At 35.3% G+C, this 15,207-nt stretch carries 10 protein-coding genes; 6 read left to right on the forward strand and 4 right to left on the reverse strand.

All coding sequences use genetic code 11. The features are described 5' to 3' along the window. Positions 1 to 25: 25 nt before the first annotated feature. The gene (locus tag B3C16_RS03935) at positions 26 to 2,410 is read right to left on the reverse strand and encodes a hybrid sensor histidine kinase/response regulator (protein ID WP_291129012.1); all 2,385 of its coding nucleotides are present in this window, start codon (positions 2,408 to 2,410) and stop codon (positions 26 to 28) included. Between the two features lie 232 nt (positions 2,411 to 2,642). Here B3C16_RS03935 and B3C16_RS03940 point away from each other — a divergent pair, with 232 nt between their 5' ends. The 3 genes from B3C16_RS03940 to B3C16_RS03950 all read left to right on the forward strand — a co-directional run bounded on the left by B3C16_RS03940 (position 2,643) and on the right by B3C16_RS03950 (position 6,499). After that, a complete protein-coding gene (locus tag B3C16_RS03940) occupies positions 2,643 to 3,215 on the forward strand; it encodes a non-canonical purine NTP diphosphatase (protein ID WP_291129014.1) in 573 nt (190 codons plus the stop codon). 273 nt (positions 3,216 to 3,488) lie between these two features. Continuing rightward, positions 3,489 to 5,465, forward strand: coding sequence for a DEAD/DEAH box helicase (locus B3C16_RS03945; protein ID WP_291129017.1), 1,977 nt, complete (start codon positions 3,489 to 3,491; stop codon positions 5,463 to 5,465). A 242-nt stretch (positions 5,466 to 5,707) separates the two neighbouring features. Further along, positions 5,708 to 6,499 (forward strand): carboxypeptidase-like regulatory domain-containing protein, encoded by a 792-nt coding sequence (locus tag B3C16_RS03950; protein WP_121313581.1) that lies wholly within the window; start codon positions 5,708 to 5,710, stop codon positions 6,497 to 6,499. On the opposite strand, the gene B3C16_RS03955 is transcribed toward B3C16_RS03950, so the two are convergent. Beyond that, positions 6,500 to 7,156 (reverse strand): TrmH family RNA methyltransferase, encoded by a 657-nt coding sequence (locus tag B3C16_RS03955; RefSeq protein ID WP_291129019.1) that lies wholly within the window; start codon positions 7,154 to 7,156, stop codon positions 6,500 to 6,502. A gap of 88 nt (positions 7,157 to 7,244) precedes the next feature. On the opposite strand from B3C16_RS03955, the gene B3C16_RS03960 reads away from it, so the two are divergent. The 3 genes from B3C16_RS03960 to B3C16_RS03970 all read left to right on the forward strand — a co-directional run bounded on the left by B3C16_RS03960 (position 7,245) and on the right by B3C16_RS03970 (position 11,729). Then, positions 7,245 to 7,958, forward strand: coding sequence for an SIR2 family NAD-dependent protein deacylase (locus B3C16_RS03960; protein WP_121315041.1), 714 nt, complete (start codon positions 7,245 to 7,247; stop codon positions 7,956 to 7,958). An 80-nt stretch (positions 7,959 to 8,038) separates the two neighbouring features. Next, positions 8,039 to 9,382, forward strand: coding sequence for an adenylosuccinate lyase (gene purB, locus B3C16_RS03965; RefSeq protein WP_121313583.1), 1,344 nt, complete (start codon positions 8,039 to 8,041; stop codon positions 9,380 to 9,382). Between the two features lie 106 nt (positions 9,383 to 9,488). Continuing rightward, positions 9,489 to 11,729, forward strand: a complete 2,241-nt coding sequence (locus tag B3C16_RS03970; protein ID WP_291129022.1) for a cation:proton antiporter — start codon at positions 9,489 to 9,491, stop codon at positions 11,727 to 11,729. Between the two features lie 67 nt (positions 11,730 to 11,796). Here the strand turns inward: B3C16_RS03970 and guaB are convergent, their stop codons facing one another. Both guaB and B3C16_RS03980 read right to left on the reverse strand, forming a co-directional pair. After that, entirely contained in the window at positions 11,797 to 13,269 is a 1,473-nt protein-coding gene (guaB, locus tag B3C16_RS03975) for an IMP dehydrogenase (RefSeq protein WP_291129025.1), read from the reverse strand. A 62-nt stretch (positions 13,270 to 13,331) separates the two neighbouring features. Next, the gene (locus B3C16_RS03980) at positions 13,332 to 15,164 is read right to left on the reverse strand and encodes a tetratricopeptide repeat-containing sensor histidine kinase (protein ID WP_291129028.1); all 1,833 of its coding nucleotides are present in this window, start codon (positions 15,162 to 15,164) and stop codon (positions 13,332 to 13,334) included. Between the last annotated feature and the right edge of the window lie 43 nt (positions 15,165 to 15,207).

Here is a 15,207-nt window from a genome sequence, read left to right on the forward strand (position 1 = left end):
ACTCCTAATGGTTAGAGCCAAATAGTTACACTAATAATTTAATGATTTCAAAAAGTAAATCTTTATCAACCGGTTTCGACAAGTATTTATTCATGCCAATTTCAATCACTCTGGATTTGGTAGTTTCCATTACATCTGCAGTTAAAGCAATAATCGGAATAGACTTTTTGTTTTCTCCTGCTTCACCATTTCTGATGGCGATTGTGGCCTCATAACCGTCCATAATTGGCATTTGTAAATCCATCAGGATAATATCATAATGGTTTTCGGTTAGTTTTTTTACACCTTCTTCGCCGTTATTGGCAAATTCGACTGTGGTATTCAACCATTTTTTGGTAATCATTTTTATGACCATTTGGTTCATTGCATTGTCTTCAACCACCAAAATGGATTTTCCTTTTAAATCATATTCCAACGCAGTTGTATTATCTAAAATCGGTTGTTTAACGACTTCAATATTTTCATAATTGAGTTGGATTTCACAAACTGTTCCTAAATCAGGCGTGCTGTCAATTTTAATTTTCCCTTTGTGCAAATCAACCAAATGCTTCACTATGTAAAGTCCAAGTCCTAGACCTCCAAATTTTCGTTTGTTGTTAATGCCTTCTTGCGAAAAAGAATCATAAATACTGTTGATTTTTTCTTTCGAAATTCCAACGCCGGTATCACTTACCGTAAAAGTGACCAATATATTATTGGCTTTGTCTTTTTGGGTGTCTAATTTAAACTTGATAAATCCTTCATTGGTAAATTTGATTGCATTACTTAAGATATTATGCAGGATTTGGCTTAATCTGTCAACATCGCCTTTGACCATTTCTGGTAAATACTCACTTTTTTGAAAAGTAAAATCAAGCCCTTTGTCACTAGCTTCTCGCTCAAAATTATTAGCGATGTGCTCAACAGTTTTGACTAAATCAAAGTCAGAAGGTTCTAATTTAATTTCGTTTTTTTCAATCTTAGAAAAATCTAGAATGTCATTTACCGAACTCAATAAGCTGTAAGTTGAGTATTTTATAATTTGGCTTCCGTCTTGAATTTCCTTGTTATTGCTCTCTTTTGCCATAGATTTAGCGGTATTCAAAATGGCATTTAAAGGCGTTCGCAACTCGTGGCTGATATTGGATAAGAAATAAGACTTCAATTCGTTCATTTCTTCCGATTTTTGTAAGGCTAGTGTTTGCAGTTCTTCCCGTTCGTTTTTTAGGTTTCGAATCAAATTCGCCATCGAAAGGGATAAGAAAATAACTTCCATTCCGGTACCCAATTTTGATCCGTTTTCTGTCCAAAAATTTAAAGGCAATACACTAAAATTCTTTAGAATAAAAACGACAAAACCCGAAACTAAGAAGAATACGCCAATGGCGAAAAAACGGTCAATTTTTTTAGTTTTTCTGTAAATGGAAATCTGTGAAGCAATGATTAATGACAAAACAATTAAGCCTAGCGCATTGGCAATAGGATAGGAGTATTGTAGTGCTTTCGGAATAAAGAACAAGGATAAAAATAACGCAGCATTAAGAAAATACAAAACATAAAAAGCATAATTGATGGTTCGATTGGTTTCTTTTATTTTCAAAAAAACTTGTGCATATCGACCTAAGAAGAAATTCGCAATACAGGCAAATATAATTACAGCGTGTAAAGAAAACCAGCCGGATTGTGGTGTGATAAATTGGTAAAAATAACCATCAATAGCAAATTGTAGCAATCCAATAAAGACCACATACATGCTGTAATATAGGAATGTTTTGTCTCGCATCCCGAAGAAAAAGAACAAATACAAAATGGCTGCAATAATCAAAATACCATAAAAGAAACCAAAGACAAATTGCTCAAAAGAAGTCATTTGAATTAACGCCTCCAAACTGTAAAGAATCATCGGCATCGAAAGCATTTCACCGTCGCTTTTTACATGAAGATAGAATTGTTTTTGTTCTTCGGGATTGAGCTCTATTTTGAAAATGGTTTTTCTGTGGTCAAAACTTGATTGCTCCCGTGGAATAGCATCACCGCTTATGAATTTTGTGATTTTATTATCTTGACTAATTACATAAAGTTCGGCAACATCGGTTATAGGTCTGGCGGTTTCAAAAAAATAATATGACTTTTCTTTGGCAGTATTTTTAAGCTGAAATCGTATCCAGAAATTGTGCGTAGTAAACCCAAAATCCGTATTTTCATTCAGCATCGGGCTAAATTTAAGATCTTTAGATGTTGTAACTTGTTCCAATGTCAAATCGCGTTGACCAACATCGACGTATTCGGAAATCTCATGAATGGAAATTTTTTCAGAAAGATTGCTTTTTGGTAAAAGAATTTGGGCTGTGGTATTTTGAAGTGAAAATAGAAAAATGCAAACCAGGCATAACAATCCATCTCTTTTGTGTATAGTAATTTCTTTTTTCATTTGGAATCTTAGTGGTATTGTACTTACGAATATATTGGTCTTTGAGATTGAACAATTCTTAAAACTTTTAAAATGACAAAAATTATGATTTATAAGTAGTAATTTACATTGTTTGCAAGCTGTAATATTCTATTTTTAAAGAATTTTACTATTTTTTTATATCTAATGGTTTGCGATTATTGACATAAATATTATTCGCATATTTGCAGTAATCCAATTAATAGTTTTAAAGATGAAATTAGTTTTCGCTTCCAATAACAAAAATAAAATCAAAGAAATTCAACTTTTGCTCCCGGAATCAATTGCTATTTTGAGTTTAGATGATATTGGTTGTACAGAAGATATTCCCGAAACCGCCAACACGATTGAAGGTAATGCCATTCTCAAAGCCAATTATGTAACGGAAAAATTTGGTTACAATTGTTTTGCCGATGATACCGGTTTGGAAGTGGACAGTTTAAACGGTGAACCAGGCGTTTATTCAGCTCGTTATGCCGGTGAACAGAAAGAAGCGAATGACAATATGGATAAATTATTGGACAATCTAAAAGGTAAATCAAACCGAAAAGCCAATTTTAAAACCGTCATTTGCCTGAATTTAAATGGAGAACAGCATCTTTTTACCGGAATAATCAATGGTGAAATTATCGAAGAAAAAATAGGAACTAATGGCTTTGGCTATGACCCGATTTTTGTGGCCGATGGTTATACTAAAACCTTTGCTGAGTTGACTTTAGAAGAAAAATCAACAATCAGTCATCGTGGATTAGCGGTGAAGCAATTAGTTGAGTTTCTGAGTAGCTGAGTAGCTCAGAAAAAATAGTCATTCTAGTTAGCCCCGATAGGAGCAAACTACCGCGTAGTGCGGATAGCGGGAGGATAAGTCGAAGAAAGATAAAAGTTCTGCTCCTAATTACATTGTTAATTTACACAAAAAATGTCTGAAAATCAGTTACTCAGACACTCAGTAACTAAGTTCCTTTGTTGTGTAAAAGTTAACTTTCTGATTATCAAAGAAAAACAAATTAGCGTATATGGTTTTAAAAACTTACCTTTGCACCAAATTTTAAAACTTTATATGAATAAATTTGAACAATTAGGTCTGAATGAATCGTTACTGCTGGCGATCAAAGATCTAGGATTTGAGAATCCGTCAGAAGTACAAGAAAAAGCGATTCCAGTACTATTGGAACAAAACACAGACTTGGTTGCCTTAGCGCAAACAGGAACAGGGAAAACGGCCGCTTTTGGTTTTCCGCTTATTCAAAAAATTGATGCCGAAAACAAGAACACACAGGCGTTAATTTTATCACCAACGCGTGAGCTATGCTTACAAATCACCAACGAGATTAAACAATACTCAAAATATGTAAAAGGTTTACATACAGTCGCAGTTTATGGTGGTGCAAGCATTACGGAACAAGCCAGAGATGTAAAACGTGGAGCACAAATTATTGTCGCTACACCGGGAAGAATGCAAGACATGATTAATCGTGGGCTTGTTAACATTAAAAACATTAACTTCTGTATTCTTGATGAAGCAGATGAGATGTTGAACATGGGATTTTATGAAGACATCGTATCGATTTTATCAGATACACCAGATGACAAAAACACTTGGTTGTTTTCAGCGACTATGCCTGCAGAGGTTGCCAGAATTGCTAAAAAATTCATGCACGAACCGGCAGAAGTTACGGTTGGAACCAAAAATTCAGGTTCGGCTACCGTTTCTCACGAATTTTATTGTGTGAATGCTCGTGACCGTTATGAAGCGTTGAAAAGATTGGCCGATGCTAATCCGGATATCTTCTCTGTAGTTTTTTGTAGAACCAAAAGAGACACTCAAGCGGTAGCTGAAAAGCTAATCGAAGACGGATACAACGCTGCAGCTTTGCACGGAGATTTATCTCAAGCGCAACGTGATGGCGTAATGAAATCTTTCCGTGGTCGTCAAATCCAAATGTTGGTGGCAACAGACGTTGCGGCTCGTGGAATTGACGTTGATAATATTACACACGTAGTAAACTATCAATTGCCGGACGAAATTGAAACTTACAATCACCGTTCTGGTCGTACAGGTCGTGCCGGGAAATTGGGAACTTCTATCGTAATCATCACCAAAAGTGAATTGCGTAAAATTTCGTCTATCGAAAGAATCATCCAACAAAAATTTGTGGAGAAAACGATTCCTAGTGGCATTGAAATCTGCGAAATCCAATTATTGCACTTAGCCAATAAAATCAAAGACACAGAAGTAGACCATGAGATAGACAACTATCTTCCTGCTATCAATGAAGTGCTTGACGGATTGACTAAAGAAGAATTAATCAAGAAAATGGTTTCTGTTGAATTTAACCGATTCATCAACTACTACAAAAAGAAACGTGATTTATCAGGAGAAAAAGGTGGTGAAAGAAGCGAGAGAAGTTCGGAACCAAGAGAAATCAGAGCCGGAGATCCTGTTCGTTATTTCGTAAACATTGGTTCAAGAGATGATTTCGATTGGATGCAGTTGAAAGATTTCTTGAAAGAAACCCTAGATTTAGGTCGTGATGACGTATTCAAAGTAGATGTAAAAGAAGGTTTCTCTTTCTTTAACACCGACGGAGAGCATACGGATAAAGTAATGTCTATCCTTAACGGATTTGATATGAACGGAAGAAGAATCAACGTTGAAATTTCTAAAAATGACGGTGGAAGCCGCGAAAGACGTGACCATAACGGAAGAAGTGGTGGCGGAGAACGCAGAAGCTCAGGTGGATTTGGCGGTAGAAGTTCTGCTCCAAGAAGCGGTGGCGGAAGTTTCGGACCAAGAAAAGAAGGAGGTTTCAGAAGTGATAGAAGTTCGGCTCCTAGAGAAGGCGGATTTAGAAGCGACAGAAGCGCAGCACCAAGAGAAGGTGGTTTCCGTAGCGACAAAGATGCAGCGCCAAGAAGAGAACCAGGTTCATTTCAAAGAGAAGAAAGAGCACCAAGACGTTCTGAAGGAAGCGCTGACAGACCAGCCGGTCGTTCTTTTGACGATGCAAAAGCAAGAAGACCAAGAAAAAGCTAACGCTTTTAAATTATAAATTACGAATTATAAATTACGAATTTTTTATAATTGGAATATAATGAAACTCCGTTTTACTTAGGTAGGAACGGAGTTTCTTTTTTTCTACATAACCCTAATTCGTAATTCATAATTACTAATTCGCAATTCTTAATTTGAGCTTTTGTTAATTTTGTTCTAATTCTACAAACAAACATTAAAATATCTTAAAAGAGTTTCATACTTTTAAACCATCAAAATCTGCTATGAGATATTTTACTCTTTTTCTTTTGTTTTTTCTTTCCTTTAATGCTTTTGCGCAAGAGGAACCTGTTGTTGGTCAAAAAGTTTCAGGAACAATCATCAATGATAATACACTGTTGCCTATTACCAACGCAAACGTGATTAACATTAACAAAGTAAAAGGAGTGGTTACTAATGCCAGTGGTTTTTTTGAAATGGAAGTTAGTGTAAGCGATACACTTCATATCTCTATTTTAGGATATCAATCTTTGCGTGTCAGAGTAACCAATGACTGGTTGAAAAATGGAACAGCTAAAATTTTAATGACCGAAAAAGCCATTGCTTTAGAAGAAGTTGTCGTAAAAAAATATGATTTAACCGGTTATCTCGAAGTAGATTCTAAATTGATTCCTGAAAAAGAAAACTACCGTTATAGTATTTCCGGTTTGCCTACTGCATACGAAGCCGGTGATAGTTCGCCAAATGCTTTTACAAGAGTGTTAGGCTCTATTTTCAATCCTGCTGACATGTTGTATAATTTCTTCGGAAAAAAGCCCAAAGAGCTCAAGAAGCTGAAATCGATGAAAAAAGACGATACGGTTCGTACGCTTTTAGAATCTAAGTTTGATAGGGAAATGATTTCTGTTCTTTTAGGAGTTGATAAAAAGGAAATAGCTGAAATACTGCAACGCTGTAATTACTCAGAATCGTTTATTCAAACGGCTAATGATTTACAAATTTTGGATGCTATAAGCGAATGTTATGAGCAATACAAGGTGCTGACTAAAAAACACGAGAAATACATTAAAGAGTAATTATTGCTTTGAATAATATCTTTCCTCTATACGCTTAATATCTTTGATAGTGTTCTTTGCCCAAAGTAAACGCTTTTCCAACAATTCATCTTCAGTCAGTTTCCAATTGACATTCGATTGGCGTAGGCGAGTAGTGATGTCCTGAATGATAATTGCAGCCGAAACCGAGATGTTCAAACTCTCCGTAAAACCAACCATCGGAATTTTTAAATAACCATCGGCTTGTTGCATCACTTCTTCGGAAAGTCCTTCTTTTTCAGTACCAAAAAATAATGCACTTTTCTTGGTAACATCAAATTCGTGCAGCAAGCAAGAATCATTGTGTGGCGTAGTCGCAATGATTTGATACCCTTTGTTTTTTAGGGTTTGTATGCAATTCGAAATATTGTCAAACTTATTGATGTCAACCCATTTTTGCGCACCCATCGCAATTTCCTTGTCAATATTTTTGCCAAAACGTTGTTCTACAATATTGATTTCCTGAATGCCAAAAACCTCACAACTGCGCATAACCGCGCTAGTATTGTGAAACTGAAACACATCTTCCACCGCAATCGTAAAGTGATTGGTACGATAGTCTAAGACCTTTTGAAATCGCTCTTTGCGGTTTTCGGTTAAAAATTCTTCGAGATAGTTTAGGTAATTGAGGTCAATCATAAAATTCGTTTTTACTTCGTACAGTTCGACCTAATGGTCTCGAGTGCCAAAATAACGAAAAAATACGTAGCTTTAAATCCAAATAATGATAATGAAAAAACTAGTCGTTTTAACCGGTGCCGGAATTTCTGCTGAAAGTGGTATAAAAACCTTTCGAGACGCCGATGGATTATGGGAAGGACATGATGTAATGGAAGTCGCTTCGTATGACGGTTGGCTTAGAAATAAAGCATTGGTTTTGAACTTTTATAACCAACGTCGAAGACAATTGCATGAAGTGAAACCGAATCTCGGACATATTACTTTAGCCGAATTAGAGAATGATTTTGACGTTCATATCATCACACAAAACGTAGACAATTTACATGAACAAGCCGGAAGCAGTAAAGTTTTGCATTTGCACGGCGAATTATTAAAAGTCAGAAGTGATAATCATAATCGATTTGAGGTTTTAGATTGGACTTCCGATTTGAATTTAGGTGATATCGACTCTGCCGGAAATCAATTAAGACCACATATTGTTTGGTTTGGCGAAGCCGTTCCGGCGCTTGAAGAAGCTATAGAAATTGTCGAAATCGCCGATTATTTGGCGGTTATTGGTACTTCGCTTCAAGTATATCCTGCGGCAGGTTTGATGCATTATGCCAATCGAAATGTGCCAATATTTTATATCGATCCAAAGCCGGTAAACATTTATGATTTGCAGAATCCGTTAGAAGTTATTCCAATGAATGCCACTGAGGGTGTTCCATTATTAAGGGAAAAATTAGCTAGTTTGCAACAAAAAACTCCCAACTCATAACTCATAACTTATAACTAATACTTACTTTTGCACCACAACAATTTTCCCTGAGCTTGTCGAAGGGCAACAACACAAAACACATGTCACTAACTACTTTAAATGCCATTTCACCTATTGACGGAAGATACCGTAAAGCAACCAAACCTTTAGCTGCTTTTTTCTCTGAAGAAGCTTTAATAAAATATCGAGTTCTAGTTGAAGTTGAATATTTTATTGCGCTATGCGAAAGTGATTTACCTCAATTAAAAGGTGTAAATAAAAGTACTTTCGAAGCCCTTAGAAATATCTACATTAACTTCACTACTGAAGATGCTTTAGCAATTAAAGAGACAGAGAAAATCACCAATCACGATGTTAAGGCGGTTGAGTATTTTATCAAAGATAAATTTGAGGTTTTAGGTTTAAGTGATTACAAAGAATTCATCCATTTCGGATTGACGTCACAAGATATTAATAATACTGCGATTCCGCTTTCGACTAAAGAGGCTTTTGAAAAAGTATACCTGCCGAGTCTAATTGCTCTGATTGCCAAGTTAAAAGAATTGGCTATGGAATGGAAGGATATTCCTATGTTAGCCAGAACACATGGTCAACCGGCATCGCCAACGCGTTTAGGAAAAGAAATTTTGGTATTCGTAGAGCGTTTGGAAGAGCAAATGCGTTTGTTGTTCAATATTCCGTTTGCGGCTAAATTTGGCGGCGCAACAGGGAATTATAATGCCCATCATGTAGCTTATCCCAATGTCGATTGGAAGCAATTCGGTACTACTTTCGTTGAAGAAACTTTGGGATTGCAACATTCTTTTCCAACGACTCAAATTGAGCATTACGACCATTTTGCTGCGTTTTTTGATGCCTTAAAAAGAATCAATACGATCATCATCGATTTAGATAGAGATATTTGGACGTATGTTTCTATGGATTATTTCAAACAAAAAATCAAAGCAGGAGAAATAGGTTCTTCGGCGATGCCACATAAAGTAAACCCAATTGATTTTGAAAATTCTGAAGGAAATTTAGGGATTGCCAATGCGATTTTCGAACATCTTTCAGCCAAATTGCCACTTTCAAGATTGCAACGCGATTTAACGGATAGTACGGTGTTGAGAAATGTTGGTGTCCCATTCGGACATACTATTATTGCTTTCGAGGCCACTTTAAAAGGCTTGAACAAATTGTTATTAAACGAACCAAAATTCGCTGAAGATTTAGAAAAAAATTGGGCCGTTGTAGCCGAAGCCATTCAAACCATTTTACGACGTGAAGGTTACCCAAATCCGTACGAAGCTTTGAAAGGATTGACCAGAACGAATGAAGTGATGAACAAAGAATCAATTCATAGTTTTATTGGAACGTTAAATGTTTCTGATTCGGTACGAGCTGAGTTGATGCAAATTACGCCTAGTAATTATCTTGGAATTTAATATTTGTAAAACAGTCTTTTAGAGCTAAAAAGTGTTATAATTTCTTTAATTCTGCTTGATTTGTTTTTAAAAAAGCAGTTTTTTTACTATTTTGTAAAAAAAAGAAATGCCCATGTTTTTATCATCAACCACTACTTCTGTTCATTTGCCTGATTTAATCAGTGATTTGGGTTTAATTCTAATTACTGCTGCCATTGCGGTTTTACTTTTCAGAATTTTAAAACAACCCTTAGTTTTAGGATATTTAGTTGCAGGATTTTTGGCTGGAAGTGAGTTTGATTTCTTTCCAACTGTAAAAGACATGCATAGCGTTGAAGTTTGGGCTGAAATTGGGGTTATATTTCTTTTATTTAGCTTAGGTTTAGAATTCAGCTTTAAAAAGCTAATGAAAGTAGGAGGTACGGCTTCAATAACTGCTTTTACTCAAATAATTTTCATGATTACGGTTGGCTTTTTTGTTGGTCAATTAATGGGTTGGAATAAAATGAATAGCATCTTTTTAGGCGTAATTCTATCCATTTCATCAACTACCATTATCTTAAAAACCTTTGATGAACTTGGCGTAAAGTCGCAAAAATTTGCCGGAAATGTAATCGGATCTCTAATTGTTCAGGATATTATTGCCATTCTAATGATGGTTTTACTTTCGACTATTGCGGTCAGCCAGCAATTTTCAGGCATGGAATTGGGTTTAGCCGTTCTAAAATTAATCTTCTTTTTAACGATTTGGTTTGTAGTTGGCATCTTTTTTATTCCAACACTTCTTAAAAAAGCCAAGCATTTACTAACTGATGAAATGATGCTTATTATTTCGTTAGCACTTTGTTTGTTAATGGTAATTTTTGCAGCCAATGTTGGGTTTTCGCCGGCATTAGGTGCTTTTATTATGGGTTCAATCATAGCAGAAACTACGCAAGCAGAACATATAGAACACTTAGTCAAACCGGTTAAAGACTTGTTTGGTGCTGTTTTCTTTGTATCCGTTGGTATGCTTATCAACCCAGAAACTTTAGTGGAATATGCAATTCCAGTAGCTATCTTGACTTTTGTGGTTATTTTTGGTCAATCAATAAGTTCAACGATTGGTGCTTTATTATCAGGACAGCCGCTCAAACAATCCATACAAACCGGAATGAGTTTGTCACAAATTGGGGAATTCTCGTTTATCATAGCAACATTGGGAACAACCTTAAAAGTAACCAGTGATTTTTTATATCCGATTGTGGTAGCCGTTTCTGCAGTAACCACTTTTACAACGCCTTTTATGGTGAAATTTGCCGTTCCTTTTTCAGGTTATTTGGAGAAAAAATTACCGCGAAAATGGGTGAAAAGAATTCAGCTTTATAGTGCCAATACAGAAGAAATCAAGTCGCTAAGCAATTGGCAGATTGTGTTACGAAGCTATTTGACACAAGTAATAATACATTCCATCATCATAGTTGCGGTCATCTTGCTTTCGTCAAATTTTATTTTGCCGATGGTTCAAGGTTCAAAATTTGGTCATGCCATAGCCGCCTTGATAACTTTAGTCATTCTTTCGCCATTTTTATGGGCCTTATCACTGCGAAGAGTTGCGGTCAAAGAAGTGTACATTTTGATGCAAGAAAGAAAACATCACGGTCCAATAATCATGTTGGTACTTTTTAGAATTGTACTTACGTTATTCTATATCGGTTTTGTGTTAAACACTTTTTTCTCTACCGGAGTGGCTTTCGTTGCCTTCTTAATAGCTATTGGAGCTTATATTTTATTTCCGAAACAACTTCATGCGGTTTACAATAGAATTGAAAGTCATTTTATTAGCAACTTTAATGATAGAGAAACCCGAAAAGAAAATAAAAGACAAAATACTTTATCGCCTTGGGATGGGCACATGGCTGATTTTAATATTGCCAAAGAATCAAATCTGGCCGGAAAAACGTTAGAGGAACTGAAAATTAGAGAACAATTCGGTATTAATATTGTGTCCATTCGCAGAGGCGATGTTTTAATCAATATTCCTATTAGATCAGAACGTTTATTTCCTGGAGATGAGATAAGTATAATTGGAACCGATGATCAGGTGAAAGAATTCAAAATTTATTTGGATAAAAACGAAATTGATGTTCCGGAAAAAGTCGAACAAACCGATATTATATTGCAAAAACTGGAACTCAAAAACCGAGTTTGCATTGGAAAAACCATTCGTGAATCTCAAATTCGTGAAAAAACGAACGGAATTATTGTTGGTGTAGAACGAAATGGAAAGCGTATTTTAAATCCGGAATCGCATTTAGTCTTAGAAGACAGCGATATTTTATGGATTGCCGGTGAAAAGAAAAGAATAGCTGAGTTTATGAAAGCGTAAAGAAATTAAAATGCAAAAGGCATAAGTTAATTTCTTATGCCTTTTGTACTATTGCCTAATGGCTAAATTATCTCGAATAATTCGGAGCTTCTTTAGTAATCGTCACATTATGTGGATGACTTTCGCCAATTCCGCTTGCGGTGATTCTAACAAATCGTCCTGTTTCTTGCAGTGTTGGTATGTCTTTCGAACCACAATAGCCCATTCCGGCACGAAGTCCGCCAACAAATTGTTGCATACTTTCATTTAATTCGCCTTTGTACGGTACGCGACCAACAATACCTTCCGGAACTAATTTCTTAATATCATCTTCTACGTCTTGGAAATAGCGGTCTTTTGATCCTTCTTGCATGGCTTCTACTGAACCCATTCCGCGATAAGATTTGAATTTTCTACCTTCAAAAATGATAGTTTCGCCCGGAGATTCTTTGGTTCCGGCTAATAATGAACCGAGCATTACACAATCAGCACCGGCAGCAATCGCTTTTGGAATATCGCCTGTATAGCGAATTCCGCCATCTGCAATTACCGGAATTCCGCTTCCTCGTAAAGCCGCAGCGACTTCTAAAACCGCAGAAAATTGTGGAAATCCAACACCGGCCACAACTCTCGTTGTACAAATTGAACCCGGACCAATGCCGACTTTTACACCATCGGCACCATTTTCTACCAAATACAAAGCGGCTTCAGCGGTAGCAATATTGCCAACAATAACATCTAAATTGGGGAATTGAGCTTTGACCAATTTCAAAACATCAACTACGCCTTTGGTATGACCATGTGCGGTATCAATAATTACGGCGTCAACTCCGGCATTTACTAAAGCAGTTGCTCTTTCTAATGCATCGGCGGTAACACCAAGAGCAGCAGCCACACGTAAACGTCCAAATTTATCTTTATTAGCCACCGGTTTTTGTGCCAATTTAGTGATGTCTCTAAAAGTAATTAATCCAACCAATTTATAATTAGCATCAACTACGGGTAGCTTTTCGATTTTGTTTTGTTGTAAAATGCCCTCAGCTTCTTGTAATGTGGTTCCTTCGGCAGCAGTAACTAAATTTTCAGAAGTCATTACTTCTAAAATAGAACGTGAATTTATTTTTTCAAAACGCAAATCTCTATTCGTTACAATTCCTTTTAAAATTCCGTTTTCATCAACGACAGGAATTCCGCCGATTCCGTGTTCTTTCATTAACATTTTAGCATCGCCTACGGTTGAATTTAAAGGTAAAGTCACCGGATCGATAATCATTCCGGCTTCGGCACGCTTAACTTTTCTCACCTTTGCGGCTTGTTGTTCAATTGTCATATTTTTGTGCAAAACACCAATTCCACCTTCTTGCGCCATGGCAATGGCCATCGAACTTTCGGTTACCGTATCCATAGCAGCAGAAACAATAGGAACATTTAGCGAAATATTTTTAGATATTTTCGATTGAATATTGACTTCGCGCGGTAAAATTTCGGAATAATTTGGAATTAGCAGTACATCGTCATAGGTTAAACCTTCTCCAACGATTTTAGAAGTGTGTGCTTTCATGCAATTTGTAGTTGTAGTTAAATTGCGAGCAAATATAATAAAAAATACCGAAGTATAAAGGGTTAATATTTCAAAAATGAAATGATAAATTCAGTCCATTTGCCTTCTACACTTTGAATCTCAAGTTGCCCTTTATTGTTTATTAAAAATTGTTTTACCAATAATAACCCTAAACCAGTTCCTTCTTCCATAGATGTTCCTTTTTCAGAAACCAGTCGTTTGTTGAAATTCATAATTTCCTCTATTTTATTTTGGTTAAGGCCATTTCCATAATCTTTGATATGAATTTTTAGAAACTTATCGTCCGAAGTATAATGAATATCGATATGACTGTTTAGTGGAGCAAATTTTATCGCGTTTGCGATGATGTTTTGAATGATAATTCGAGTTTGACCAATGTCAGCTTTTATAAAAATGGTTTCTTCTTTGTCGTGATTAAATGAGACTTTCTTTTTTATCACTTCGGCATAAAAGGAGCTTATAGATTCTTCAATGATTTGATTTAAAGCAATCTTTTCAAAATGTACCGTTGTTCCATCAATTTGAGAATTTGCCCAATTTAAAATATTGTTCAGGATTAAAGAAGTTCCTTCAACTTGCTTTTGAAGTTGATCGAAAATGAAAGTTTGTTCTTCTTTGGTTAAGTCATTTTGTTTGTTGAGTTCAATCACTTGAATAAGTGAATTGATTGGCGTTTTTAAATCGTGTGACAGTATCGAGAAAATTTTATTTTTAGTTTGATTTAATTCTTCTAAAGCAATATTCTGAGCGGTTATCATTGATTGTTGGCTTTGAATATCTCGGTTTTTAATTTCAATTTCTTTAAAAAATTTTCCTTTTTGACTCGTGTATTTGTAATATTGATAAATAAATATGAGCAGAGCGATAAGTAAAAAGAAAATAAAACCCACAAAAATACGAGTGTTGTTTAGTTTTTGTTGCGCAATTTCTGCTTTTGCAATTAATCTTTCGTTTTCCGCTTCTTTGGCTTCAAGTTGCAGGATATTAACTTCTTTTATTTTTGACTCGGCATACAATGAGTCATTATATATTTTGTTAATTCTTAAAAAATGATAAGCTGATTCAAAATTATTTTGCTGGCTGTATATTTTGGAGATAATTTCAGCTGACCTTGCAATATCCCATTTGGCACGAACAATTTTAGCAGAATTATAACCTCTTAAACCATAATTAATGGCTTTTTGGTAATCACCTTTTTTTAAATAAGCTTCCGAGAGTCCGGACAAAGCATAAGCTTCTTCCCATAAATTAGGTTTTACATTATCAGTTAAAACTTTTTGATAGTAATAAATTGTTGAGTCAACATTGTTTTTTATGTAATGAATGTTGGCTAACTTATTCATTGACATTTGTGAATCTTCAGTAGATTTATTTTTTACACTTAATTTTAGTGATTCTTGAAAACTTTTATAGGCTTCGTCATATTCGTTCAGATTAGTTTGAGAAATACCGATGTTTAAAAGGTTTTTTACAATAAATTTTTTATCATTTAATGCTCGGCAAATAGTGATTGACTTTTTGAAGTTTTTTAAAGCTTCTTTGTCTCTGCCAAATCCTTGTTGGATAAGTCCTTTTCCCATTAAACATTTTGCTAGTCCTATTTTGTTATTCTCTGAATCATATATTTCAGCAGCTTTGATATAGTTTTGCAAAGCAATATCATAAGATCCTATGATGTAATAATTGGAGCCAAAATTATAGATTACATCAGCGATTAAATTTTTGTCGTTCAATTTTTTAGCAACTCGTTCGGCTTTTACCAGATAAAATTTTGCTTTATTGAAATCGAAATAAGTATATTTTTTGGATTCTTTCAGGTAGTAATTAACAGAATCTCTAGAAATGACACTTCCGTATACTTTGTTTTGTAACATAAACAAACATACTAGTATTATGACCGAAAAGTTAATTATACGA

Source organism: Flavobacterium sp. UBA7682 (genome assembly GCF_002482945.1).
Classification (GTDB): Bacteria; Bacteroidota; Bacteroidia; order Flavobacteriales; family Flavobacteriaceae; genus Flavobacterium.

What these genes read in the sequence shown, in the direction of transcription:
- B3C16_RS03935 (WP_291129012.1), bottom strand. Translation starts at nt 2,410, where the DNA reads ATGAAAAAAGAAATTACTATACACAAAAGAGATGGATTGTTATGCCTG.
- B3C16_RS03940 (WP_291129014.1), top strand. Translation starts at nt 2,643, where the DNA reads ATGAAATTAGTTTTCGCTTCCAATAACAAAAATAAAATCAAAGAAATT.
- B3C16_RS03945 (WP_291129017.1), top strand. Translation starts at nt 3,489, where the DNA reads ATGAATAAATTTGAACAATTAGGTCTGAATGAATCGTTACTGCTGGCG.
- B3C16_RS03950 (WP_121313581.1), top strand. Translation starts at nt 5,708, where the DNA reads ATGAGATATTTTACTCTTTTTCTTTTGTTTTTTCTTTCCTTTAATGCT.
- B3C16_RS03955 (WP_291129019.1), bottom strand. Translation starts at nt 7,156, where the DNA reads ATGATTGACCTCAATTACCTAAACTATCTCGAAGAATTTTTAACCGAA.
- purB (WP_121313583.1), top strand. Translation starts at nt 8,039, where the DNA reads ATGTCACTAACTACTTTAAATGCCATTTCACCTATTGACGGAAGATAC.
- B3C16_RS03970 (WP_291129022.1), top strand. Translation starts at nt 9,489, where the DNA reads ATGCCCATGTTTTTATCATCAACCACTACTTCTGTTCATTTGCCTGAT.
- guaB (WP_291129025.1), bottom strand. Translation starts at nt 13,269, where the DNA reads ATGAAAGCACACACTTCTAAAATCGTTGGAGAAGGTTTAACCTATGAC.
- B3C16_RS03980 (WP_291129028.1), bottom strand. Translation starts at nt 15,164, where the DNA reads ATGTTACAAAACAAAGTATACGGAAGTGTCATTTCTAGAGATTCTGTT.